This window comes from Streptomyces sp. NBC_00647 (assembly GCF_045207245.1).
Lineage (GTDB): Bacteria > Actinomycetota > Actinomycetes > Streptomycetales > Streptomycetaceae > Streptomyces.
The window spans coordinates 10,464,093-10,488,410 of sequence record NZ_CP109040.1; the positions used below are offsets into that span (position 1 = coordinate 10,464,093).

The 24,318-nt window shown below is 66.7% G+C and carries 17 protein-coding genes and 8 pseudogenes; 7 read left to right on the plus strand and 18 right to left on the minus strand.

Features of this window, described 5'->3' with window-relative positions; all coding sequences use genetic code 11:
* Window positions 1-19: 19 nt before the first annotated feature.
* The 7 genes and pseudogenes from OG788_RS46030 to OG788_RS46060 form a co-directional block, all read right to left on the minus strand.
* Entirely contained in the window at window positions 20-2,302 is a 2,283-nt protein-coding gene (locus tag OG788_RS46030; RefSeq protein WP_406368460.1) for a bifunctional serine/threonine-protein kinase/ABC transporter substrate-binding protein, read from the minus strand.
* Entirely contained in the window at window positions 2,302-3,147 is an 846-nt protein-coding gene (locus OG788_RS46035; protein WP_406368458.1) for a hypothetical protein, read from the minus strand. Before OG788_RS46035 ends, OG788_RS46030 begins: the two co-directional genes overlap by 1 nt.
* Before the next feature lie 187 nt (window positions 3,148-3,334).
* Complete coding sequence (locus OG788_RS46040) at window positions 3,335-3,520, minus strand: hypothetical protein (protein ID WP_406368456.1); 186 nt, start codon at window positions 3,518-3,520, stop codon at window positions 3,335-3,337.
* Window positions 3,521-3,869: 349 nt separating this feature from the next.
* Window positions 3,870-4,400, minus strand: a complete 531-nt coding sequence (locus tag OG788_RS46045; RefSeq protein WP_351552319.1) for a hypothetical protein — start codon at window positions 4,398-4,400, stop codon at window positions 3,870-3,872.
* Between the two features lie 308 nt (window positions 4,401-4,708).
* The gene (locus OG788_RS46050) at window positions 4,709-5,269 is read right to left on the minus strand and encodes a transposase (RefSeq protein ID WP_406368454.1); all 561 of its coding nucleotides are present in this window, start codon (window positions 5,267-5,269) and stop codon (window positions 4,709-4,711) included.
* A 100-nt stretch (window positions 5,270-5,369) separates the two neighbouring features.
* Window positions 5,370-5,806 (minus strand): annotated as a pseudogene (locus tag OG788_RS46055) (IS5 family transposase); the annotation flags it as partial.
* 1,685 nt (window positions 5,807-7,491) lie between these two features.
* Window positions 7,492-7,724, minus strand: a pseudogene (locus tag OG788_RS46060) (hypothetical protein); the annotation flags it as partial.
* Between the two features lie 1,311 nt (window positions 7,725-9,035).
* Between OG788_RS46060 and OG788_RS46065 the strand changes: the two are divergent.
* The 5 genes and pseudogenes from OG788_RS46065 (at window position 9,036) to OG788_RS46085 (ending at window position 11,049) form a co-directional block, all read left to right on the plus strand.
* Window positions 9,036-9,311 carry a helix-turn-helix domain-containing protein gene (locus tag OG788_RS46065; RefSeq protein ID WP_406376642.1) on the plus strand — a complete coding sequence of 92 codons (276 nt, stop codon included), beginning with the start codon at window positions 9,036-9,038 and terminating at the stop codon, window positions 9,309-9,311.
* A complete protein-coding gene (locus OG788_RS46070; protein WP_406368453.1) occupies window positions 9,253-9,663 on the plus strand; it encodes a transposase family protein in 411 nt (136 codons plus the stop codon). The genes OG788_RS46065 and OG788_RS46070 overlap by 59 nt, the downstream gene beginning before the upstream one ends.
* Before the next feature lie 147 nt (window positions 9,664-9,810).
* Entirely contained in the window at window positions 9,811-10,254 is a 444-nt protein-coding gene (locus OG788_RS46075; protein WP_406376629.1) for a Mu transposase C-terminal domain-containing protein, read from the plus strand.
* Between the two features lie 65 nt (window positions 10,255-10,319).
* A pseudogene (locus OG788_RS46080) lies at window positions 10,320-10,706 on the plus strand (AAA family ATPase); the annotation flags it as partial.
* Window positions 10,707-10,803: 97 nt separating this feature from the next.
* Entirely contained in the window at window positions 10,804-11,049 is a 246-nt protein-coding gene (locus OG788_RS46085) for a hypothetical protein (RefSeq protein WP_406377029.1), read from the plus strand.
* Window positions 11,050-11,328: 279 nt separating this feature from the next.
* Here OG788_RS46085 and OG788_RS46090 read toward each other — a convergent pair whose 3' ends face one another.
* Both OG788_RS46090 and OG788_RS46095 read right to left on the minus strand, forming a co-directional pair.
* Window positions 11,329-11,724, minus strand: coding sequence for a hypothetical protein (locus OG788_RS46090; protein WP_406368451.1), 396 nt, complete (start codon window positions 11,722-11,724; stop codon window positions 11,329-11,331).
* 481 nt (window positions 11,725-12,205) lie between these two features.
* Window positions 12,206-12,588: pseudogene (locus tag OG788_RS46095) on the minus strand (transposase).
* 703 nt (window positions 12,589-13,291) lie between these two features.
* Between OG788_RS46095 and OG788_RS46100 the strand changes: the two are divergent.
* Window positions 13,292-13,660 (plus strand): annotated as a pseudogene (locus OG788_RS46100) (hypothetical protein); the annotation flags it as partial.
* Between the two features lie 15 nt (window positions 13,661-13,675).
* Here the strand turns inward: OG788_RS46100 and OG788_RS46105 are convergent.
* The 6 genes and pseudogenes from OG788_RS46105 to OG788_RS46130 form a co-directional block, all read right to left on the minus strand.
* Window positions 13,676-14,422, minus strand: coding sequence for a peptidoglycan-binding protein (locus OG788_RS46105; protein WP_406368449.1), 747 nt, complete (start codon window positions 14,420-14,422; stop codon window positions 13,676-13,678).
* Between the two features lie 378 nt (window positions 14,423-14,800).
* Window positions 14,801-14,958 (minus strand): annotated as a pseudogene (locus tag OG788_RS46110) (transposase family protein); the annotation flags it as partial.
* 30 nt (window positions 14,959-14,988) lie between these two features.
* The gene (locus OG788_RS46115; protein WP_406376641.1) at window positions 14,989-16,191 is read right to left on the minus strand and encodes an IS110 family transposase; all 1,203 of its coding nucleotides are present in this window, start codon (window positions 16,189-16,191) and stop codon (window positions 14,989-14,991) included.
* A gap of 241 nt (window positions 16,192-16,432) precedes the next feature.
* Window positions 16,433-16,802: pseudogene (locus OG788_RS46120) on the minus strand (transposase family protein); the annotation flags it as partial.
* Window positions 16,803-17,991: 1,189 nt separating this feature from the next.
* Window positions 17,992-18,540 carry a hypothetical protein gene (locus OG788_RS46125; protein ID WP_406368447.1) on the minus strand — a complete coding sequence of 183 codons (549 nt, stop codon included), beginning with the start codon at window positions 18,538-18,540 and terminating at the stop codon, window positions 17,992-17,994.
* Window positions 18,503-18,784 (minus strand): hypothetical protein, encoded by a 282-nt coding sequence (locus OG788_RS46130; RefSeq protein ID WP_406368445.1) that lies wholly within the window; start codon window positions 18,782-18,784, stop codon window positions 18,503-18,505. The genes OG788_RS46125 and OG788_RS46130 overlap by 38 nt, the downstream gene beginning before the upstream one ends.
* Before the next feature lie 72 nt (window positions 18,785-18,856).
* On the opposite strand from OG788_RS46130, the gene OG788_RS46135 reads away from it, so the two are divergent.
* The gene (locus OG788_RS46135; RefSeq protein WP_406368444.1) at window positions 18,857-20,434 is read left to right on the plus strand and encodes a hypothetical protein; all 1,578 of its coding nucleotides are present in this window, start codon (window positions 18,857-18,859) and stop codon (window positions 20,432-20,434) included.
* Between the two features lie 125 nt (window positions 20,435-20,559).
* On the opposite strand, the pseudogene OG788_RS46140 reads toward OG788_RS46135, so the two are convergent.
* The 3 genes and pseudogenes from OG788_RS46140 to OG788_RS46150 all read right to left on the minus strand — a co-directional run.
* Window positions 20,560-20,787 (minus strand): annotated as a pseudogene (locus OG788_RS46140) (IS5/IS1182 family transposase); the annotation flags it as partial.
* 126 nt (window positions 20,788-20,913) lie between these two features.
* Window positions 20,914-22,278, minus strand: coding sequence for a hypothetical protein (locus OG788_RS46145; protein WP_406368443.1), 1,365 nt, complete (start codon window positions 22,276-22,278; stop codon window positions 20,914-20,916).
* A gap of 16 nt (window positions 22,279-22,294) precedes the next feature.
* The gene (locus tag OG788_RS46150; RefSeq protein ID WP_406368441.1) at window positions 22,295-23,890 is read right to left on the minus strand and encodes a S8 family peptidase; all 1,596 of its coding nucleotides are present in this window, start codon (window positions 23,888-23,890) and stop codon (window positions 22,295-22,297) included.
* Between the last annotated feature and the right edge of the window lie 428 nt (window positions 23,891-24,318).

The following is a 24,318-nucleotide window of genomic DNA, read 5'->3' on the forward strand; positions in this document are numbered from 1 at the left end:
ACCTGGTACGAGCGCCCCATCAGGTGGACACCTGGAACGGCGCCACGCCCTGGTACGCGAACCGGCCGCCGGCGACCTTCCACAGGTAGACCCCGCTGCCGTCGATGACCAGGGCCCCGGTCGCCTTGTCGAACGCGAGGTTCCGGCTGATCCCCTTGTACGTGGCCGAGCGCAGCGCCGTCGTCAGGTTCTGCCGGGTGCGGCGCCCGGCGGTCAGCGAGCGCAGAGCGCGTACGGAAAGTTGCGCCACGTCGTACGTCTCGACGGCGTACCGCTCCGGCTCCGCGTCGAAACGCTTGCGGTAAGCGGCCCTGAACGCCTTCGCCTCGGGCGCCACGGTGGCGTCCATGACCGGGGCGACGATCACCCAGCCGTCCGCCGCGTCCCCCGCCGCGGACAGGAACCGTGCGTCGAGCACCCCCTGGGCGGCAGCCCTGGCCCCCGGGAAGTCACGACTGCCCAGTTCCCGGGCCAGCAGCGCCGCCCGGTCGTGGTAACCGGCGAACACCACGGAGTCCGCGCCCCCGTCGAGCAGGGCATCCAGGGTTGGCCCGAAGTCGGTGCGCAGGGCGCTGACCACCTTCGGCACGGCCGGCTGCCGTTCCTTCCGCAGGATATTGGCGAGGCTGCTGCTGATCTCCCAGCCGTAGGCGTCCGCCGCCCGGTCGTCGACGATCCCGACCGTGCGCGACCTCGCGGTGCCGCGCACATACGCGTCCAGGTAGAACGGCAGGACCGTGTCCGTCACCCGGGCGTGCAGGAAGGACCGGCTGCCCGTCACCCCCAGCACGGTGGCGCCGGGCGACACCGCGATCAGGGGCAGCGAGGCCGCATCGTACGCCGCCAGCGAGGCCAGGGCGGTGGCGTCCGTGGTGGGACCGATCACGGCCAGCACGGAACGGTCGGCGACGAGCTTCGCGGCCGCCTCGGGTGCCCGGGCCGGATCGCCACCGTCGTCCACCGTCTTCACAGCGAGAACAAAGGGACCGTCCGCACGGGAGTTGAACTCCTCGACCGCCAGCCGCAGCCCCCGCTCCTGAGCCCGGCCGACCGCCTTCTGATCGCCGCTCAGGTCGGCATGCAGACCGAGGGTGTACACGGGACTGCTGGAGTTCGGGGCGGCGCTGTCGTTCTCGCCGTCACCGGAGAGCGCCGCCCACGCGGCCAGTCCGCCCCCGGCCGTGACCACCGCCGCGCCTCCGGCCAGCAGGAGGAAACGGCGTCTGCCGACGGCACGGACCGCGGGCTGCGCCGCCGTGTCCGTCGCAGCGGTGCCGACGGACACGGCGGCGACCTCGGTCTCGTCGATGGAGGGCAGCGCGAGCCCGGCGGCCGACCGTTCCGCGATCAGCCTGACCAACGGCTCGGGCAGCCAGGCCTCGTCGCCGGGGGCCGACTCTTCTTCGCCTTCGCCGGGAATCCTGTTGTCCTCGGGTTCCGGAGGACGTACGACGCGCAAGGCCTCCCGCGGGTCGCAAGGCGAGGCGGGCGACGAGGGCGCGGCGACCGTCAGGGCCTCGGACAGCGCCTCGGCCGTAGGCCGCAGCTCCGGGTCCTTCTCCAGACAGCTGCTCACCACCTCGGCGAGCTCCGCCGGAACACCCTCCAGATCCGGCGCGTCGTGCACCGTCCGGTACAGCAGCGCGTCGATCGACCCGGTACCGAACGGAAGGCGCCCCGTCGCGGCGAAGACCAGCACGCAGCCCAACGAGAAGACGTCTCCGGCCGGTCCCGGATCCCGCCCGCCCCGCGCCTGTTCCGGTGGCAGGAACCCCGGCGTGCCCACCACGACACCGGTCGAGGTGAGCGCAGTGTCCTCAAAATTGCGGGCCACACCGAAGTCGATCAGCCGTGGGCCGTCGAGCGCCAGCAGCACATTGCCCGGCTTGACGTCCCGGTGCACGAGACCGGCCGCGTGCAGCTCCCCCAGCGCCTCGGCGAGCCGCGCCCCGAGCACCCGCAGGCTCGGCACCGGCAGCGGCCCGTGCGCGGCGAGAGCCTCGGCGAGCGAGGGACCGGGGACGAAGGCGGTCGCGAGCCAGGGCTGTGCCGCCTCGGGGTCCGCGTCCACCAGGGACGCCACCCACGGGCTGGTCATCCGGCGGGCCGTGTCCGCCTCACGCCGGAATCGCTCCCGGAAATCGGGGTCCTCGGCGTACTCGGCCAGAATCACCTTCAGCGCGACCAGAGTTCCGCCGGCCGAGCGGGCCAGGTACACCACCCCCATACCGCCCGCACCGAGCCGTCCCAGCAGCCGGTAGCCCGCCAGCCTGGCAGGATCCGAAGTTCGCAGCGGCTCCATCACTTCCCCTTCAGCCGCTGCTCGATGCGCGTCAGCATCTGAGCCAGGGCCTTGCTGCCCAGCCGTTCGAGTTCCTGCGCGGTGTTGCCCTTCGCGCCCGTCACAGAGACGGCCACGACGACCGTGCCCAGCCGGGCGACCATCCACCGGTACGGCTGTGCGGCACCGCCGTTCTCGACGTAATCGCCGGCCTCGAGTACGGAGTCGTCGGCGTACTCCTGCTCGCGGGCGCCGAAGGGGGTGCCGAGCGACATGAGACCCGTGATCCGCTCGTCGGACCGGGGCCGCTGCTCCGGGCAGCGCAGCACCTCTTCGAGGGTGGTGCTCAGCTGCTCGTCGGCGCCGAGGACGGAGGAGTGCACGGTGGCGACCGCCGTCACCTTGACCGCGCCCTTGCCTCCGCCGGCCGGCAGTCGGCTGTAGCGGGACGTGCTCGCCAGCACCCCGCGCGAGAGCTTCTCACGCTGCCAGCGGCAGTCCTCGTTCAGCACGGCCCAGGTACCCGGGGTGCTCTCGGCCGGAGTCTGGGCGACGAAACTCCGCCCCCAGCCGGCCGGGGCGAGCACGACGGACTCGGCCAGCCGGCGCCCGTCCTTGGCGGTCCGGGGGACGAGGGAGGCATCGGGCGTGAAGACGGAAGAGGCGGCGGACGCGCCGGCCGACGGGCTCTCCCCGCTGACCGGCGAGGAACTGGCCGAGGCGCGCGGCGAAGTACCGGCCGAGGGCGAATCGCTCTGCCGGGAAGGCTGGTTGTCCGTCCCCTGGTCCGAACACCCGGCCAGCAGCGTCCCCGCGACCAGCAGCGTCACCCAACTGCCCCGCATCCCATGGGCGTTGCTTGTCACTCAGTCCCCTCAACACCGTTCGTGCCATTCGACTCGTCGAACATAGATGGCCGGGAGGGAACGGACCTCCGTAGAACCACGTATCTGGGTACGTAATCCGCAAGCGGAACGACGACAGTCGCGGTCAGCACCAACGCGCCCGCAATCACGCACAGGAACCGTTCGAAGAAGACGACCGGGATACCCCTCATCGGGGGAGCAGGGCGGAGGCGACGGCGCCCAGCGTCGTCGTCACCACCACCGACGCCCAGAACAGTACGGGCCGTACGACGACCCGTGGAGGCGAGCCGTGCCGGCGCCTCAGCAGCCCGCGACACCCGATGTGGACGGTCGCCCAGACCCAGCCGACGATTCCGACCAGCGCGGACGCCATGTGCCGGGCGCTCCACCGGGGTTCCGGGCAGGGTGCCCGGTTCTTTAGGGCCGGGGTGAATGCCCGCCCCCGCGTAGCGAGGCAGAGGCAGCCGTTACGCCCCCTGGGAGTAACGGCGTTCACCATCCGCGACGGCGCGGCGAACAAGCGATACAAGCCACGAGTTCAGGGAGCGGTCGTCAGCCTCGGCGGCGGTCTTGGCCTGCTCATGCAGATCAGAGAGGAGAGAGAGCGCGGAGAGCGCGAGCGCGCATCCTCACCCACACCTGCGGAGCCGTGCCGTGCTGAACCCCACCGACGAGCAGCAGCCGCAGCCGACGCCCTGTTCGGACGGCGCCAGGCGGGCCGGTCAGTAGCCGCCGCTCTGTGACGGCGAGGTCTTGGTGATCGCCTTGCCGTCGGTGCCCAGCACGTACCACTTGGCGCCGAAGGCGTCGAGCCCCTGCCCGTTGGTCTGCCCGGCCTTGGTGTCGTCGGCGAACGTGTAGAGCGGGTGCCCCTTGTACGTGACCTGCTTCGAGCCGTCGCTGCGCGTGATGGTCGACAGCAGCTTGCTGTTGACGCCGCCCCCGGCGGTCGGCTTCCCCTGCGCCTTCAGCGGTGGCCAGGCCTTGGCGCAGTCTCCGTTGCAGGTGGACTTGTTGGTCTTGTCGGACTGGAAGAGGTAGAGGGTGTGCCCCTTGCTGTTGACCAGGATCTTGCCGAGGGGACCGGACTTGGTGGTCACCGTCGCGGAGGACGAGGCGCTCACCGCCGATCGCGCTGCCTGGACGCTGCCTGCCGAACCGTGGCTGCTGCCATCGGCGTACGCCACGGTGGCCGCGGACAGGAAGAGTGCCGTTCCGGTGGCTGCGATGAATGCTCGGGTGTGGTACTTCACGAGAAGTCCTCCGGCTGCTATCGCCTCGGAGTGTCTTGCGGCCGTTGCGCTTCGGCGCGCGTCGCGTACCTTCCATTACACGCCAAAGTCGACAACCCGGCCACACGGCCGTCCCGTCACCACCGCAGGCCTGCGGTGCGCGTGCCGCAGGCTGTCTCTAACTTGATCTTGCACTTGTGTGGCGTGGTAATGGATTGGTCCGTCGCTCCCTCCATTACCGTCGTCGTAGCCGCGCAATGGGGTTGTCGGCCTTCGAAGTTGGGCCAGTCCGCCGCAGCCGATGGACCCGGCTAGGCCACTCGTCGGCCTCAGCTCAGCTCGCCGGCCAATAGTGGAGAGAGAACCGCCGCGCATGGCGGGCACTCCGACAGCGAAGCTGCGGAGCGGGCTGTTGGCGCGCTGAACTCAGGGGTGAGTGGAGACCAGGCGTCTTTGGTGGACAAGCCGCGGAATCTGTCGCGGACCTCGCTGGGGGCGCTGATCATCAGAGCGCGGATCTGGTTGATGGCCTGGGTACGGGCCTTGACTGCGGAGTTGCGAGCCACGCGCAGGACCCGGATGCTTTCCACGACGCCGTCGCGGGTCTTCGGGGTGCCGTCGGCACGGCCCGACAGAACAGCGGTGGCGGCCGCGTAGGCGTCGACGGGGTCGGACTTGCCATTGGCACGGCGGGCCTTGCGGTCGGGACGGTCAACCTCGATGACCGTGAGTCCGTTGCCGCGCAAGAAGCGGGAGAGCTCGGCACCGTAGGAACCGGTCCCCTCCATCCCGACAGTGATGATCTCGCCGTGGGAGGCGAACCATTCCAGCAGTCGCCAGTAGCCGTCCGGGGTCGTCTCGAATGATTCCGTGGCCAGATGGCGGCCCACTGTGTCGATGACAGCGGCCTGGTGAAAGTCCTCGCCAGGACAACTCGACAGCGTCGGTGGATTTTTGGGTCAGGCCCGAAGCGATCACCCAGCCATCATCACTGTGGATTTTGGTGGTCAGTCCGCCCCGGGATCGGCCGAGGGCGTGATCGTCCGGTTCGTCCGGCCGGTGGATCCCCCTTTTCGGCCGGTGGCGGCGGCGTGCTGGTGAGCACGCACGATGGTGGAGTCGATCTGCACGAGCCAGTCGATGTCGCCGGCCGCGTCCGCTCGAGCATGGATCTGCTGGAGAGCCCGGGTGAACACCCCGTCCAGGGCGTAACGACGGAAGCGGGTGCAGACCGTCTTCCACGGTCCGTAGCGTTCCGGCAGGTCACGCCAGGAGATCCCCGTCCGGATCTTGTAGACCATCCCGTTGACGACCTGCCGATCCTCCACGCGGGGACGACCTGTCGCGGCCCGCGGTATGAGCGGAGCGAGTAACTCCCACTCTAGATCGGTGAGTTCATGACGACGTATCACCCCACCATGATCCACCAACCGGCGATCTTTGAAGACGGACCCTAGTAGATCGACAGGTCAGAACATTGCCCAACCAGTGATCCATGCCAGCTTCGTCACGCTTTCGCCGCGATTGAGCGGAAGCAGGGGGCGGGAACCGTCTCTGCATCCCCTTTGCGGCCGCCTGGGCCGCCGTGGCCGTAGCCGCGTTCGTGGGCGAGCCTGGCCAGCGTGGCGCCGGCATCCAGCCGACTTCCTGCTCGCCTTCTTTCTCACCTCCGTAACAGCAGCCGCGTTCTGCGACGACGACACGCCGTGGACGCATTGGTAACCCTTCAGCAACGCCTGTTTCATCCAAGGCCCACGTCGCCGGAACGGGGGCTGTGAATGCTCAGAGAAGACGACTTAAGGCCACTGCCCAGACCGCTTGGAGACATGTCGGATTGCAGCGCAGGCGAGTCAAGGCCGCGCAAGTGCTCGGCTTTCGATCCATTTCCTCAGGGAGAGAAACGATGAGTGAGCGTCCCCGAGTAACCGCGGATGAGTTGACGCAGGCAGCACTTACCGGCGCCATGAGAGCTTTGGACGAACAAAATTCGGACCCCAGTGGAGCGATGAGCGAGCGTTCCCGAGTAACCGTGGATGAGTTGACGCAGGCAGCACTGGCCGGCGCGATAAGGGCTTTGGACGAACGAAATTCGGACCCCAATAGATCGTCTTCTTTCCCTGACCTTGGGCTCACCACAGTCGGCATCGCATTCCACTTTTGAGTGACCCTTGGCTTGAATCGCAAAGCAAGGGAAGCGCCCCGCCCCCTACTGGCAAAGGATAAACATGCCTTCCGAGGAGCACGCTGCGGAAGATCGCAGCAGGGACCAGGACCTGTACTGCCCCAGCGCCCAGCCGGACATGTCCGGGGCTGTGGTGTTCGGCGTGGTGGCCGGAACAGCCAATGAGCCGCATGTGCGCTATCTGGACCAAATGGTCCCCGTAACCCCAGAGATAACGGATCTGGCCCAGCCAGTCGAGCCCGCTGAGGTGTTCCGTATCGGCGCCCCTTGCGCAGGGAGCCTGTGTCGTCACTTCGACGGTGCCCAATGCAGCTTGGCCCAGAGGATCACACGCAGTCTGCCGCCAAGTACAGGTAGCCTGCCAGCTTGTCGACTGCGACCTCGCTGTCGCTGGTGGCAAGAGCAGGGCGAAGATGCCTGTCACCGCTGTCCGCTAATTGTGACCCTTCAACAGCATCCATCTCCTGACGTCGTCGAGGTTGCGAGACCACCCGACGACTCTCCGTCCTGAGCTGCACTACGCGGACCTGGCGCCGGCGCAGTATGAGAAGCCCGTAGGCCTGCTCGACCTTTCATCGCTGGGGTTGCGGCAGGAACCCCCGGTGCCCAGGGTCGCGTTCGACGAATGCGACGTCGATGCCCAGGCCGACGCTGTGTTCGCTGACTTGGTTCTTGAAGCACTCGTAGACCAGGGCCGGACGGTGTTGCCAGCGTGCTCGGAAACCTGGTCCAGCAGGACGATGCCCGCGGTGCTGTCGTGAATGTTCGCAGCGAGGACGACGACCGCGATGATCAGGCAGAGGACGTCCAGGTCAGGCCACGCTTGCGGCCCGGCACCTGCTTGGCCAGATCGAGGCCGGTCATGGAGGCGGGGACTCTGGCGGCCGGGTGGACGCTCTGGGTGTCCGGCGCTACCAGGGTCGGCCTTCCTCATCGGCGGCCGCGTATGCGGACTTGGCCGCTCAGGAGTTCATGGTTGGCTTCGTCCCCCCTCCTGAAGGGAGGGGGACTACTCCGGCTCGCACCGGAGGATTCCCGGTGCGGTCTTGCACTGGCTCCACAGGCTGTCACCGCCAGTCCGGCGGCCAGCAGGTTTTCGCGGCGTTCACGTCCCGGTCGTGGACCCTGCCGCAACCACCTGTCCAGGTAACGACGTTGAGTGGGAAGTGACCAGGCCGAATGAGACGGCGCTGGGACGAAGAGCGCGTCCTGTTGCGGAGGAACTACCTGCTCAACCAGACAGGTCAAGCGGCGCTGGGACTCATCGGCCCACACCTTCGCGGTATCGCGGTAGAGCCTCGACCGGACGCGATCGTCCTCCACTTCGCCATCACCGCACGCACTGCTGAGGTGGAAGAAGACCTCGACGACATTATCTTCGAGCTCGAGGTGTTCCTCGGCGGCGGACCCGAACACGTTCGGCGATCACAGCTGAGGTCCATGTTGGTGGGACAGACGCTACGTGGCTCGGGCGCCAGCACGCTCTGCTCTACGTCGCGAGCCGGAAGCCGGGTGACCGAGGCCCAGGGGTTCTGACGATTCCTCGTCCAGGGCCAATGGCGCCTTGAGCGACATGATCCTTTGGCACTTGGGCAGGCTGGCGGTACTTCGTCCGTGCTCGGAGCCGAGCACAGCTTTGCCGCGGAGACTGTCGGTGCTGATCATGGACTCGGACGCGCTGCTGGTAGAGCGACAGCTGCGAGCCGACCAGCTGGAATGCCCGCTGTGTTCCTCGGTCCTGGCACCGTGGAGGCATGGGCGGCCCCGGGAGATCCCGGGTGACCTGGGGACTCGTCTATTTCTGCGGCCGCGCCGTACGCGCTGCTCGGGCTGCAAGGTGACGCACGTGCTGCTGGCGGAGGTTCTCTGGCCGCGGCGGGCGGATGTGGCCGTGGTGATCGGGCCGGGCTGGAGATAGCCGCTCTGGGCATGGGGAACCGCCAGGTCGCTGCCCACTTGGGCTTGGCCGAGGGCACGGCCCGTGGCTGGTTGCGGGCGTTCGCCGGGCGGGCGGAGGCCGTGCGCCGACATTTCACCGTCGCTTTGGTCGCGCTCGCGGACGACCCGGTGATGCCGGATGCGGGGCCGCCGGCGTTCGCCGACGCGGTCTCGGTGGTCGCGGCCGCCCATCGGGCGGCCGCGACGAAGTGGCCGCACATGCTCACGGTGTCGCGGTGGGAGTTCGCCGGGCGGGCGATAGGCGGCAGGGTCCTGACCTCGCCTTCTATCGCTATTCGATCAACACGGGCCGCCCCTAGGCGGGATCGGAGGGTGCCGGAAGTCTTGATCGCGTCCGCCGGGATGCGGCGGGCTCTGTTCGAGACGCGAGGTGGGTTGCCTATGTCACCGACTGAGGATGAGGACCGTCGTCGGGCGGAGCGGGCCCGGCAGGTGGGCCTGTTTCGCTACGGCCTGATCCAGGACCTGATGACACGAAGCTCACGACACGCCAGCGTGGGAAGCTCGCCCGCGAACTGGCCGCGAAAGAGCACACCGACCCGTTCGGTCGGCAGGTCAAAGTGACCCGCGGCACTTTGGACCGCTGGGCCCGCCACTACCGAGCCGGCGGATTCCCCGCGTTGGTGCCAGCCCCGCGGCAGGTCACCCCGCGGACCCCGGTGGAGGTCCTGGACCTGGCGGCCGCGCTGAAGAAGGAGAACCCCGCCCGCACCGCGGCCCAGATCCAGCGGATTGCGGACGACTCAGGGCTGGTCGCCGACCGACCGGACGCTGCAGCGGCACTTCGCTGACGCTGGCCTGACCGGCGCCGGCGGCGAGAAGAACGTGTTCGGCCGGTTCGAGGCCACCCCGGGCAACGAGCTGTGGACCGGCGATGCCCTCCACGGACCGAAGATCGGCGGGCGCAAGACGTACTTGTTCGCGTTCATCGACGACCACAGCCGGGCGATCGTGGGCCACCGGTTCGGGTTCGCCGAGGACACCGTCCGCCTGGCCGCCGCCCTGCGGCCGGCGCTGTCTGCCCGCGGAGTCCCGGAGTCGATCTACGTCGACAACAGGTCGGCTTTCGTGGACACGTGGCTGCTTCGGGCATGCGCGTCCCTGGCCGTCCGCCTCACGCACTCCAAGCCCGGACGGCCGTAGGGCAGGGGGAAGATCGAACGGTTCTTCCGCACCGTCCGTCACCAGTTCCTGGTTGAACTCGATGACGAACGTGTCGGTCAGATTGACCATCTCGCCGAGCTGAACAGGCTTTTCACCGCGTGGGTGGAGACGGTCTATCACCGCCCGGTGCACTCGGAGACGGGGCAGCCTCCGCTCGAACGGTGGCTGGGTTCGATTCCCCGGCCGCTGCCGCTGCCCAGCCCTGCTGATCTTCGGGAGGCGTTTCTGTGGTCGGAGTTCCGGACCGTGACGAAGACCGCGACGGTCAGCCTGCACGGCAACAGCTACGAGGTCGACCCGATGCTGGCCGGGATGAAGGTCGAGCTGGTCTTCGACCCGTTCGACCTGTCAGAGATCGAGGTGAGGGCCTCGGGCAAGAGCGCGGGCAAAGCCGTTCCGCACCGGGTGGGGCGTCACACGCATCCGAAGGCGAGGCCGGAGACACCGCCGGAGTCGGCCCCGCCAACTGGAATCGACTGCCTGAAGATCCTCGACGAGAAGCACAGGGCGAACACCGCGAAGGGCATCAACTACTCGTCTCTGATGGACGACGGGCGGGGAGCTCGATGATCGACCGCATTCAGGGGTACTTCGGTTTCACCCGTGTCCCGTTCGGCCGCAACCTGGCCCCGTCCATGCCCCACCAGCACCATTCCCACCGGGAAGCCGCCGCCCGCATCGCCTGGTGCATCAACGACCGGGCGATCTGCTTGGTCACCGGCGAGGTCGGATCCGGCAAAACGGTCGCCCTCAAAGGTGCCGTCGCGTCGCTCGACCCGGCCCGGTTCACGGTGATCTACCAGCCCAACCCCGAGGTCGGCATGCGCGGCCTCTATGACCGGATCGTCACCAGCCTGGGCGGGACTCCCAAGTTCCACCTGGCCGCTCTCGCCACCCAGGCGTCCGCCGCGCTGGCCGCGGAGGTCGACGAACGGGGCACGCCGGCCGTCGTGATCGATGAATCGCACCTGCTCGACCACCAAGAGCTGGACGCGATCCGCATGCTCACCAACTACGACATGGACTCCACGACGCCGTTCGCGGTGTCGCTGATCGGCCAGCCCACCCTGCGCAAACGGATGAAGCACGGCGTCCTGGCGGCCCTGGACCAGCTACCAGATGCCCACGATGACGAAGGAGGAGACCGCCAGCTACATCAAGCGCCATCTCACGATCGCAGGACGAGAGGACACTCTGTTCTCCGACGATGCGGTCGAGCTCATCCACCTCACCAGCCGCGGCCTGCCCCGCTCGGTCAACAACATCGCCTGGCAGTCCCTCATCGCCGCTTTCACCGAGGAGAAGGGCATCCTCGACGAGTCCTCCACCCGGACCGCTATCACCGAGACCCACGCGACAGAGTGAGCACGAAGCCGACACCGTGTTCACGAGGACCCCGGCGGCCTGACGGCCGCCGGGGTCATTTCATCCCTACCCGTCGACAATCAGCACGTCGCCTTCATGCTCATCTTCAGCGTCGCTCAACAGGCGAACGCGACCCCTGTGCGTGATCAAAGGCTTCGAGAACCTTGATCATCAGGGGTCGCGTCTCTCGTTTGCCAAACCGGGCGAACCGACCACGGCGGCGCGTACGCAGGCGATCAGCTCATCTCGCCGACTGAGAACGCATCAGCCCTGGTCCACCTAGGTGTAGAACGAGATGCCGAAGGGAAGCGAAAAGCCCCACCTACTCGCGGCGCCATTAGCCGGCGGGACAGGCTGATGATCGATCTGCTGCACGTACGACCTAGTGCGTTCAGGAATTCCGGCGGTATTCATCCACTGCAGCTGCGCGGAGCAACCGGTGCAGTTATTCCAGAATGCGTCGAAGAGACCCCTCGTGTCGTCCGCGGCCTCCAGCGGAACGCCTTGGCGCTGCGCCTCGTTCCTCACGTGATCGGCGAAGTGGTTCGGGTCACTGAGGTCCTGCAGGATTTTTGCGAGCGCATCCGCAAAACCTTTGTTCACGAGGTCGACGACGGCCTGATACTGGTCGAAGTCAGCTCTTGTTGCTGGTGCTTCTGCGTGTGCGGTAGCCATCTCGGGTTTCCCTTCTGTGTCAACTCCCGGACCATGCGCTGTTCTCTCAGATAGTCGCAGGGGGCGGTGTTGCCTTGTGGAGCAAAGCCTTGGATCCACGAACCTCCTACCAGGATGAATATCTTCAAGGCTTCTACCCGTGAGCATCCACTGTCCTTGTTCCAACGACGTGGCCGAATGGTGTAACGAGCGTTGAGCAATCGTTGCCTGTACATCAACGACACGTCGTCACAGCAGGAAGTGGCGGCTAATGAGGGTGCCAAAATGAGTGGGGCCAGGTTGGCGTGGGCTTCGGAGACGACGAGCTGGACGTCAGACAAGTCCCGGGCGATCAGAGAGCACAGGAACGCCGAGCCGGTGCCGTCCTCGCTGGGGGCGCCGTCCAGGCCGAGGACCTCGGTGCCCGCCGGCGTTGACGCCGACCCAATCAACGCGTGGAGTTAGATCAGGCCCCCCGCAGGCCCCTCCTAGGTCAGTGCGTCTACCCAGACGAACGCATCGGCCCGGCACCCAGAGGTCGGTTGCGGAACGCCGCGAGTTGCTCGTCCAGGTGCCAAGTCATCGCCGAGACTTGGGACTTCGACAGCTGGGTCACTTCGAGGGACTCGGCGAGTCGACCCCATGGATAGATACGCCCAGCAGATGGGCGGTGGCGACCACGCTGATGAGAGCCTGCTCGGCCCCTCGGCGGCGCTCCAGCAGCCAGTGAGGGAAGTAGCTGCCGCTACGGAGCTTGGGGAGATGGCGAGTACGACGGTGCCGGCCCGGTGTCCCACTCGCGTGAGCGGTAGCCGATGCGGTGGTTGGCCGTCTTGTCCCTGACGTGCCCGTATCCGGCGCTGCAGAGGGCGTTGGCCTCAGCACACCTGAGTGCGTCGGTGAACGTCTTCACCATCGCGTGCGCCAGATCGGGACTTCGGCGGCGACGTTGCCGTCCGCGAGGCCGTGTAGGGGCAAATTGTCTGGTGCGGTCATCGTGCCGATTTCCACGAGCATGGGGGGCACTCGAAGACCAGCCAGTGGCCGTTCTTGTATCCGGACGCCCTCTCCGACGGGGGGCGAACTCCTGGATCGGGTGGGAACCACTGCACCCCACTCCCGGGATGCAGTCAAGGCTGCCACGCCGCTACCTGCGTCGATGCGTGGGCCAGAGGGATGCGCTCGGAACATGTCGAATGCGTAGTGGTGAATGTGTCTGGGAACGAGGCATCGAGCGAGGTATCGCTCGTAGGCTGCGTAGTGTTGGTGATCCTTGTCGCGCTGGCAACGTTGTCTTCGGCGAGATGTCCACGACGATGCGGTGAGAGGCCTTCCGCAACGGATCGATCGTGGTGGCCGCCAACGGGTTTGGACGGCGGCAGGTACTGGTGTCCTGGTCGCTGCCTCAGGCAGTCAGAGCGGCACGCTCGGGCTTTAACGTTTAGGGGCAACGCCGGTGCGTTACGGCTCTGGGTCAGGTGGTCGGGGTCGTTTGATGCGGATGGCTTGGGTGCCGGTGTGGGTGGGTTGGGGCCAGGTTTGGTGCTCAGGCCGCTTGAGCCAGTAGTTGGACATCTCGCGCTTGGCGACGCGGGACACACCTGATGAGACGCTGTTTGTCGCGATCATCTACGTCCTGGTAGCGGTTGCGCCTGGCAGTCTTTGCCGCCGTGCTTCGAGCATTCCAAGCCCGAGCGACTCCACACCGACAAGGCCGATGTGCTGGCTGTGGAGCCATTTCCTCAGGTCGGGCAGGTCGTAGGCTCCGCATCGCGCGCAAGGGAATCGACTCAAGCGAATGCCTGGGCCGCCGGCGGTGGGCCATCGAGCGCACGACCTCCTGGCTCACCGGATACCGCCGCCTGTCCCTCGCTACGAGCACCATGCCCGCAACTATCTGGCCCTCCTTGATCTCGGCGCCGCCATCTGCTGCTACAAGCGCTTCCTCAAGCTGACCATGCAGGACACGATGTTAGAGTCCAACCAGTTTTCTCCATGTCTTGTTTCCTACGATACCGTCCGAGATGATCCCTTTCTTTTGCTGGAACCATTTCACGGCCGCTTCAGTCTTCGGGCCGAATGCCCCATCGACACTGAGGGCCGGCGTCCATCCCAGGTCATTTAGGCACCGCTGAATGTTCTTGATTCCTTCCGCTTTCGGAGATCCCTGCCTAGCGAACGGCTGGTCAGCTGCCTCACGCTCGGCCCGAGTGGGGAATTTCGTCAGCCATTCACTGAGGTCGTCTGGCAAGCTTCCTGAATAATGCTCCTGTCCCGGACGCCAGCCCTCTATTTTTTGGATTGTCTCAGCAAATTTCGTGACCTGCCCGTCCATCAACTCTTCGACCGTCGTGGTCGTGCTCACCCCAAGGCTCGTGGCAATATTCTGCGCATAGACCTCAGGGTCGTTCGGCCCGTGCCCACTGGGGGCGTAGACTCTCATCATCTCTAGGATCGTCTTCGAACTGCGCTTCAGCAGGAAGCTTCGGATGGCCTGAAATCCTTCGGCCTCGGTGGGAAAGATGGCGAAAATATTGTTGCACTTCCCTCTATACGCTCCGTAGCTCTCCGCTTCTCCCGATCGCACGATGTTGCCAGGGTTCTTGTCGTTCCAGGAGATGCTGCCCTCGGTTCTTATCGCGTCCTCATAAAAGACGTGATCAATCCCAAGTATGCTGACTACGTCGCCAGGTTCCACGTCTTCTCGGATGTCACGCATGGAATTCTCCTTCTAGAGTGGGGAGGTCGAGCTCTATTTCATTTTCTGAGGCCCGACTCGCATCCGTTTCTGTTGCCCTGGCTGATACTTTCTTTCCGGTGGCATCACCTTCTCTTTCCGATTTCGATCCCAGTCGTTCGCCATTCCTTTCAGACGACGCCACAAGGCGCGAACGTGATGCCTCCCGTGGCGATATCAAGCCGTGCCGCAGACTCCTCCATAGGAGGGAGACCCTCAGCCTTCTGCTGTGAGCATCCGCTATCGCTGTTCGGGTGACGTGGGCCAGACGGTGCAATAGCGTTGCTCAGGCGTTTCCCGAGCATCAGCAACCCGTCGTCGCGATGGTGTCCCGCTGCGTCGTGTAGTCAGTGAGCGTTTTCAGCGTTGCCTGTCCAGGGTGAGGACAGGCCTTGGAGGACGGTCATGCGGTTGGGGCTGATGTGAGCCCTGCGGAAGATCTGCCAGGACTTCAGCCGTGCCATGCCGCGTTCGACGGGGGCTCGAACCTGGGCCAGTGCGCGGTTGACGGTGCGCTGTTGGGGGGGGGGGTGCCCCTATGGGTTTCGTCAAGCTGATGTGGCGGGCTGTGGGTCGTAGAAGGTGCCGTCGCGGAGCATCGCGAAGAGCACGTCGGCTCGTCGTCTGGCGAGGCAGAGGAGGGCCTGGGTGTGGTGCTTTCCCTGGCTGATCTTCTTGTCGTAGTAGGTCCGGGAGGCAGGGTCGGCCAGAGCCGCGAACGCGGACAGGAAGAAGGCCCGTTTGAGCTGCTTGTTTCCGCGTCGGGAGGGTTGTTCGCCGCGGATCGAGGAGCCCGAGCTGCGGGTTGTTGGGGCGAGGCCGGCGTAGGCGGCGAGGTGGGCGGCGGTCGGGAACGAACTGCCGTCGCCGACGTCGATGAGGATGCGGGCTCCGGTCCTGACGCCGATCCCCGGCATGGACGTCAGGACCTTCGAAAGAGGGTGGTTCTCCAGCAGTTCCTCGATCCGAGTGGCCAAGAGTTTCCGCTGGTCAAGCACCGCTCGGAGCGAGTTGGCGAGGCTGGGGACGATCAGAGCGGCCGCGTCGGTGCCTGGGACGACAACGGTCTGTTCGTCCAGTGCGGTGAAGATGTCGTCGACGAGTCGCTCGGCCATCCGCGGTGCCTTCGGACGTATCAGCGTCACGAGCCGGCGCCGTCCGGCTTTGCGGATCTGGGCCGGGGAGCCGAATTGGTCGAGGAGTTCGAGCACGGCCGGGTGTTGGACGCGCGGGCCCAGTACCCGTTCCAGCGACGGGTGGATCTGCGTCAGCAGGCCCCGCATGCGGTTGCTGATGCGGGTTGCTTCGCCGGCCAGGTCGTCGTCGAAGCCGACGATCATCTCCAGCTCGGCGATGGTCTCTTCCTCGAGGGCGACCGAGCGGAGTGTGTGAGGCATGACGCGGGCCGCGTCGGCGATGACGAACGCATCCCGGGCATCGGTCTTGGCCTCGCCGGGATAGAGGTCGGCGATCCGCCGCATCGTCAGCCCGGGCAGATAGGCGACTTCGCAGCCCATGTCCCGGGCCACTGCCAGCGGCAGAGCCCCGATCGAGGCCGGCTGGTCGACCACAACGAGCACGGTCCCGTGCTTGGCCTGCAGCTTGCCGAATACTTCGCGGAGCTTTGGCTCGCTGTTGGGCAGCCGCTTGTCGAAAGCCTTCTTTCCGGCTGGGGTGACGGCGGTGGCGTGGTGTTCGCCTTTGCCGACGTCCAGGCCGAGGAAAGCGCCGATGTCACTGACGTCGATCACGTGCGTCCTTCGGTCGTCCTCGCCCGGCCGTCCCACGGCACCGATCGCCACATCCACATTACGAAGAGCCTCCCGACCTGCGAAGAAGCCGGTGGTCATGCCCCTAATCAGCGGTCTGTCGATGCCTTCGAAGCCGGTGACACCACCCCCCAAGACATGCGATCGACAGGGGGAGAAAGTCATGCCCACTCCGAAGGCCGGGCGCCCCATTGCGGGGCTACCAAAACGGTAATGGGGGGGGGGTGAGTTCGTCGCCGGGTGGCCGTTCGAGCCCGGTGGTCACCCAGGTGCCGCCACCCTGGCAGGCGCGGTCGGCCAGGACCGGGACGCCCTGCCGCTCGCAGATCCGGATGATCCGGTGGCAGCGGGCCGAGGTCAGGTCATGGGTACGGCCCGGCAGCGCGGGCGAGATCCACAAGCACCTTGCCGGTGGGGTCGGTGACGACCTGGACATTCACCCCGCGGCGGCGGCGTTTGGCCGAGTAGTCGCCGCGGCCGTCGCCGGTCCGGTCACACTCGGCAAGGGTCCCGTCCAGCAGGACGAAGTCCGGGTCGCTCTCACGCAGGACCGTCAGCAATCCCGGAGCACGACCGGCGAGCAGACCGACGACGCCCACACTTATCTAGCGTTATTTCACGTTTGAGCAGGTCAGGCTAGCGCCATGGTTCAGGCACGTGAGGCATGTTTTCGTCCGACCGGGGCCTGCGTGGCGCACGGGCCCCGGCCGGACGTCTTCGCGGTCCTGGTGCGGGCTACGAAGTGAGCTGCTCCAGGAGCCAGGCGATGATGGCCCGGATGGTGCCGGAGACGGCACCGCTCAGCGCGGCATCGGTCAGGTTCAGGCGCTTGCGGGACATGCGACCTCCACGGGATTGTGCTGGGCGGGTGGGCAGCCGGCCGGCTCGTTGTCCACGCTGGGGCCCTCGCGGAGATCGACTCTGAGTTGCGACGAACCATCCCCTGATGAGGACAATGGTGCTGTTCAGGGGCATATCGAATGCCTAGCCGGGGGAGGTGGTTCGATGAGTGGCGACACGGGAGGCGGCCCGACGGGTCAGAGGCGGCCGCGGATGCTGGGGCGGGCACGGGTGGGATGGCCGCGGGCGCTGCGGGAGCTGAAGGACCTGCTGTACGAGGTGTATCTGGCGGCAGGCGCCCCGAGCCTGGATGGCATCGCCGCGGACATCGGCAGTGCCGATGCCGAAGACCCCGCGATCGCTGGGGCGCCGAGCCGGGATTCCGTTCGTCGCATCATCAGCGATCCGGTGCAGCCGCCCAGCCAGGCCGATGTGGTTTCCGTTGCTGTGGTGCTGGCCCGCGGGGCTGCGTGGGATGCCTCGGATCTGGCCGGGCGGGTACGTGCCCTGTGGGTCCAGGCCCGGATGGCGCAGGGCGTCGGACGGCCGCTCAGCGAGTTCGACGACAAAAACGTCCTGGCTGACCTGGAAGTCCACCCGGCTCTGGACACCGGTAACGCCTGTGACTTGTTCGGGGCCCTGCCCGCCTACGTAAAGCGCGCGCACGATGAACGTCTGGCGGCGGTGGTTGATGCTGCAGAGACCGGACGTAGTGGGATCGCGGTCCTGGTCGGCGGTTCCTCCACAGGCAAAACTCGAGCCCTGTGGGAGGCGGTCCGGGGGCTACCTGCCTCCTGGCGGTTGTGGCACCCCCTAAGCTCCGCCCGCCCAGGTGCGGTGCTGGGTGACCTTGCGGAGATTTCCCCGCGCACCGTGGTGTGGTTGAACGAGGCACAGCTCTACCTCGGCCCGGACCCGCTCGGCGAGCAGGCTGCGGCCGGTCTACGCGGCCTGCTGCACGACCCGTCGCGCGCCCCGGTGCTGGTGCTGGCCACCCTGTGGCCCGAGCACTGGAACGTCCTTACCACCCGAACCGACCTGGACCGGCACGCTCACGCCCGGGAACTGCTGCACGGGCACAAGATCGACGTGCCGGACGCTTTCACTCCCAAAGACCTGGCCGGCCTCGCCGACATCGCCGGTGATGATGCACGGCTTACCGAGGCCGCCAAGCGTGCAGACAGTGCCCAAGTCACCCAGTACCTGGCCGGGGTGCCCGTCCTGCTCGAGCGCTACGACGTAGCCCGGGGCGCCACCCGGGCCCTGATCGACGCTGCCATGGACGCCCGCCGTCTCGGTGCCGGCCCACACATCCCGCTGGACTGGCTGGCCGATGCCGCCCCCGGCTACCTCACCGACACCGACTACCACGCCCTCGGCGAGGACTGGCTCTCCCAGGCCCTCGAATACGTCACCACACCCTGCAACGGCATCCCCGGCATCCTCACCCCCGTCAAACGCTGCTGGCACCGGGCAGTCCGCCCAGAACACGCCTGGACCCCACTATCTGCTGGCCGACTACCTCGGCCAGCACGGCCGCCGCCACCGCAACGAGACCATCCCTCCCATCGACTTCTGGACCGCAGCCGCCCGCCACGCCCATCCCAGCGACCTCAACACCCTCGGCAACGCCGCCTGGACCCGCGGCCTCTACCAGGACGCCGCCCAGCTCCACAAACATGCCACCACCCACGGCAATCCCCACGCCCCAGCCACCCTCTTCGACCACTTCCACCGCCTACATCCCACCGATCCCCGCCCCGCCCGATGGGCCGCCGCGCACGCACCCCTCGACAACCTGGACGAAGTGTGTTCGCTGCTGCACCTGCTGAGGGAGGCGGGGGCACGGGAGCAGATGGACGCCCTGGCCACCCGGGCCGCCGCCCACGCCCCCCTCGACGACCCACGCGCGGTCGGCCGGCTGCTGTACGAGTTGGGGGAGGCGGGGGCACCGGAGCAGATGGACGCCTTGCTGGCCCGCGACCCCGCCGCCCACGCACCCCTCGACGACACGGGCTCGGTGGTCCGGTTGCTGGGGGCGTTGCGGGAGGCGGGGGCACGGGAACAGACGGACGCCCTGGCCACACGCGCCGCCGCCCATGTACCCCTCGACGACCCGAGCACGATTGCCTGGCTGCTGGGGGCGCTGCGGGAGGCGGGGGCACGGGAGCAGATGGACGCCTTGCTGGCCCGCGACCCCGCCGCCCACGCACCCCTCGACAACACGTACGACGTGGTCTGGCTTCTGGAGGCGTTGGAGGAGGCGGGGGCACGGGAGCAGATGGACGCCTTGCTGGCCCGCGACCCCGCCGCCCATGTACCCCTCGACGACACGTACCCGGTCGCCCGACTGCTGTACGGGCTGCGGATGGCGGGGGCACGGGAGCAGACGGACGCCTTGCTGGCCCGCGACCCCGCCGCCCATGTACCCCTCGACGACACGTACCCGGTCGCCCAACTGCTGTACGAGCTGGTGAAGGCGGGGTCACGAGAGCAGACGCGCGCCCTGCTCACGCGGGCCGCCGCCCACGCACCCCTCGACAACCCGAGCACGGTGGTCTGGCTGCTGGAGAGGTTGCGGAAGGCGGGGCTCCAACAGCGGGTGGACGCCCTGGCCACGCGGGCCGCCGCCCACACCCCCCTCGACGACCCGCGCGCGGCGGCCCAGTTGCTGAAGGCGTTGGGGGAGGCGGGGGCACGAGAGCAGATGGACGCCTTGCTGGCCCGCGATCCCGCCGCACACGCCCCCCTCGACACCCGGTACGTGGTGGACCGGCTGCTGGAGGCGCTGTGGGAGGCAGGGGCACAGGAACAGACGGACGCCTTGCTGGCCCGCGACCCCGCCGCCCACGCACCCCTCGACGACATGTACAACGTGGCCCGGCTGCTGGAGGCGCTGCGGGAGGCAGGGGCACAGGAGCAGACGGACACCCTGGCCGCGCGGGCCGCCGCCCATGTATCCCTCGACAACCCGCTCGCGGTGGCCCAGTTGCTGAAGGCGTTGCGGGAGGCAGGGGCACGGGAGCAGACGGACGCCTTGCTGGCCCGCGACCCTGCCGCCCACGTCCCCCTCGACCGCCCGCGCGTGGTCGCTCGGTTGCTGTACGAGCTGGAGGAGGCGGGGCTCCAGCAGCGGATGGACGCCCTGGCCACGCGGGCCGCCGCCCACGCCCCCCTCGACGACCCGCGCGCGGTGGCCCAGCTGGTGGAGGCGTTGCGGGAGGCAGGGGCACGGGAGCAGACGGACACCCTGACCTCACGGCTTCCCGCCGCCGGGCTCTTCGACCAATTCATCCAAGTTGAAGGCAACTTGGAGCAGTTCCGGTTCGGGCGTGAGCCCAATGGGAGTGCCGCCTCCCCATGGTCATGGGACGACCTGGAGTAATCCAGCCAGGACCCCAAGGCAGAACGTGCTGCCAGACATCACCAACATGCCTGAACACCCTCGGATAACCGTCAGGCACGCTGCTGAGCCTCTACATAGCTCACATGCCAGACACCCATTTCTTACCCCGAGATAACAATGACGTATGCGCGAGCGGTACCGACGGATATCCCGAAGCCGGCCACGATGAATGCGAGGGTGCCGTGGCGGCACAAGCACACCAGGCCGACCAGCGCACGCTGGTGCCACGGGAGCGTGCACCGCCCGTCACCCTCACAGGTGGCGACGAGCACCGTCGTGACCCATCCGACCACAGCGTGAGGCAGCTCAAGCGCGGCAGGACAGGAAACCAACGAGCCTCCTGTGCCACTGGGTTGAGACTTCGAACATCTCCCCCAACAGCACGGGGACCTCATGCGTTACAGTCCCCCGCCCCAACAGCACCGTCACCCGATCAGTTCCCACCCTGAAAAGGCTCACTACGCATGCGCTGCGGCGACTTCCGCAGCGAGCGCCGCCACCGGGATCTTGCAAATGTCTGAGTGCGCGCCGGAGAAGGGCTCTCCTTGTACGTTGTTGATAACGCTGGCGGCGTTAACCCGGTAGAAGGTTCCGGGAGCGAATTGGAAGTTCATGTTGCCGTTGGCTGGCATCACCAGGTCCTTCGATGGGTTCACTGCCTGGTATCCATCGGAGCCCATGCCATCCCAGCGCCCCGCCGTCTTGGCCTGCGCGTCTTCCTGGGCCAGGAAGGAAGCCTTCGGGTACCACACGCCTACTGCCCAGTCGAAGACGCTGAATGTAGCCACCAGAGGACCGTGTACCCGATCTGCGAAGGCGTTGAGGGCGCCAGCGCTGCCGAACGGATTGTCCTTCTTATGCGCGAACGACCAATGAGAGAAGGCACCTTGGAGGAGCAGCAGTGACGCAACCGGGCTGCTTGCAGGTGCGCTGATGCCGGACAAGGCGAAGGAAACCAGTCGGGCGCCGAAGCTATGGCCGATCAGGTGAACCCGCACAGAGGATGACCGGCTGTGCAGGGACTCAAGCAAAGGTCCCAGCCCGCTACGACCGATGTCGCCAGCGCGAGCCTTCATGATCGTGTACGAGAGGACTCGCACGGCGTCCTTCGCACCGTTGAGGGCGTGGCTGAACCAGTCACCGATGCCTTGCGTCGCGGAGCCCGGTGGTGCACTGCCAAATGCCTCGGCGGCAGCTTGGTATGCCGTCTTGGGGTCGGTCGTCAGTAGCAGAGCAGTCTCGCCCGAGTCCTCGAACTCGCCATTGAGCGATGGCGGTACGAGAGATGTCAGAAGCTGGTGGATCTGTCGCAGCCGCGCCTCTTTTTGCGTGTCAGGTTCATTCGAGCCGATGGCGTTTTCCCCCTGGTCGATGAGTTGGCCGATCTCTGTCACCGTCTGCTGCTGCGCCGGGTCGGCGAAGCCCGGCTGGAGGGACTTGGCGATCTCGGTCCCGGAGAGTGCTGCTGTACCGGCGTTGAGATCCACCACAGCGCCGTTTTCTGCCTGCGTCGCGGCATCTGCTGGCGGAGGGGTTGCCTGCGTGGGCGGGAACCACAGGGAAGGCCAGTAGATTCCAGCGAACCCCATCCTGCCGATGCCTGCCGCGCCGGTCGCACTGTCCCGGATCATCGGGAGCATCTTGTTGTACAGCGCGCGGGCGCTGTCCTTTGATGTCCCCCATCCGTGGCTGAACAGGAAGAGGTCGTCAACGCCCTCGGCGATCACCTGATCGAGGAAATCTCGCGCGACAGGTGCCGTCAGTCTGCCGTTCTCTTCGAATTCGAGGTCCCACACCGGCTCGTTCGTCGCCAGTCGTGTCATGGCCACTACCCTTTCGTCAGACATTCGCGAGCATGCGCATCAGGTCAACCAGGCCCGCCCCTTGTGCGTACCGTTCCCGGCCGAGGTCAGTAGCGCTGTCGGTGAGTAGGCGCTTGACCTGTCGGGGCCGGCCGATGAATTCCGGGCGGGCGGAGAGGAAGGCTGCGATGATGCCTGAGACGTGCGGCGCCGCCATCGACGTGCCGGACTGCTCGGCGTAGGTCAGCGAGCTGGCTGGGAAAGACGCATCGGTGCCTAGGTCCAGTCCGGCCGTGGCCCGGATCGTGCCGCTGGCGGCAGAAGCGATCCACTCGCCGGGCGCCACGACGTCCGGTTTCATTCGCCCATCGAGCGTTGGCCCCTTGCCCGATGTCCAGGTGACGCCGAAGGCGTGCGGCGCGTCCCGGTGCGTGGATCCGACCGCGATACAGTCTTCGGCATGCGCTGGTTCGGTGATCGAACCCATGACGGCGGAGGTGTTGGCAGAGTCTCCTGCGGTACGGGCACCGTAATTGCCGGCGGAGACGACCACTACCACGCCGGAGGCGACAAGCTGATTCACGGCCTGGCAGAGCGGTGACTGGCCTGCGGCGTACTGATCGGGTTTCCACTCGGAGCCGAGGCTCATGTTGACCCCGTGAACGCGCAGAACCCCAGGGTCTACGTTGACTTCGGTTCGCAAGTACGTTAGAGCGCGGATGACCGCGCTGGACGACGTGACCCACGTGCCCTGTTGGCTGAGCCGCATGACCTTGAGGCTTACCAACTGGCATGCGGGGGCCATCCCGGACAGTTTACCCACATGGGCCCGCTGAACATATCCCCCGTTCACTGGCTCCTTTGACTCCGCCACACGCGGCGTCAGGCCATCGGGCGTGCAACCAGAAATGATGCCGGCGACGTGTGTGCCATGCCCACTGCCGTCCACCAGGGGCTGCAGTTGAGATGGGGCGACAGGCTGCACCTGGTCTCCGGGGTTCACGAGGAAGCCGAAGTCGCGATGCAATTGGCTGGTCAGTCCTTGCAGCGGATCCTCCCCTCGGCCGGCGGAGGCCAGTTCCAGCTGGGAGAAGTGCGGGTGGCAGGCATCGATTCCGCTATCAATGACTGCCCAGACGATTCCGTGGCCTCGTGCGTCGTAGGAGTGCCAGGCAGCATTGGCCTTCACGGTGGGCGCGGAACGATCGATCTGCGGATGAAGTATGTAGTCCGGCCATACCCGGAAGATGGTCGGCGGTCGGTGGCTGTGCTCAGCAAGTTGCCGGTCTCTTGCCACCATGTCGCGCAGGACGGCGCGGGAAATTACGCACTGGTACAACTTCGGCGCGATGAGTGCGAGACCACTCGGAACGGGGGGTTGGACGGGGCTCGTCGACGTGACTTCTTCGGGCCACCACCCGCCAGCCTGCGTCGCGTACTGCTCCCACAGGCCGTAGAAAGCCTCGCGGACCGCCATCAGGCCCCCGGGATAGAGCACATTTAGCTCGATCAATATCGGGATCTGCTGCTGCGGGTCGATCGGGGTAGGTCCCTCGTCGGCGGCGCCGTCCGGCGGCAGGTTGAGGTGGCCCACGATGGGGGACCGGAACAGCTTCTGCGGCTCGTGCATCATGAGCGGGCCCTTTCCCTGAAGCCACGACGGAGTTGCAGTGGATTCCTCGACCTGGCGCTTTGTCAGTGGCAGCGGTCGGCAGACAACCCCGGACCGGTGAGCCGCTCTTGATAGCCAGTGCAGTCGGTGGTCTGCGTGCAGAATTCGACATAGACAGGAATTGAGACTGATCTACATGGAAAGCGCCATATTCACTAAGGTGTCAGCCAGCCGTGGACATCGCAAGTTGGCGAGAGTGCTTTGTCCGCGAACTGCTGCGCCGTCAGTTGTTCACGAGTCTCGATGGTGCAGCCAACGCCTTCGTCGTCGTTCAGCGGTGATGAGGGCAATCATCTCAATGCCCTGTTGTGGAATGGCATCGCCCGGCCGACGACTGCTGCCGTCTCGCCGTTCACGCGGCGTAGCCTCAACATCGGAAACAACCGGGA

Bases quoted from the DNA above. Each gene is read 5' to 3' on its own strand.
- OG788_RS46090 (WP_406368451.1), bottom strand. From the start codon at position 11,724: ATGGCTACCGCACACGCAGAAGCACCAGCAACAAGAGCTGACTTCGAC.
- OG788_RS46105 (WP_406368449.1), bottom strand. From the start codon at position 14,422: ATGCGTGACATCCGAGAAGACGTGGAACCTGGCGACGTAGTCAGCATA.
- OG788_RS46040 (WP_406368456.1), bottom strand. From the start codon at position 3,520: ATGGCGTCCGCGCTGGTCGGAATCGTCGGCTGGGTCTGGGCGACCGTC.
- OG788_RS46085 (WP_406377029.1), top strand. From the start codon at position 10,804: ATGCCCACGATGACGAAGGAGGAGACCGCCAGCTACATCAAGCGCCAT.
- OG788_RS46030 (WP_406368460.1), bottom strand. From the start codon at position 2,302: ATGGAGCCGCTGCGAACTTCGGATCCTGCCAGGCTGGCGGGCTACCGG.
- OG788_RS46145 (WP_406368443.1), bottom strand. From the start codon at position 22,278: ATGACACGACTGGCGACGAACGAGCCGGTGTGGGACCTCGAATTCGAA.
- OG788_RS46150 (WP_406368441.1), bottom strand. From the start codon at position 23,890: ATGATGCACGAGCCGCAGAAGCTGTTCCGGTCCCCCATCGTGGGCCAC.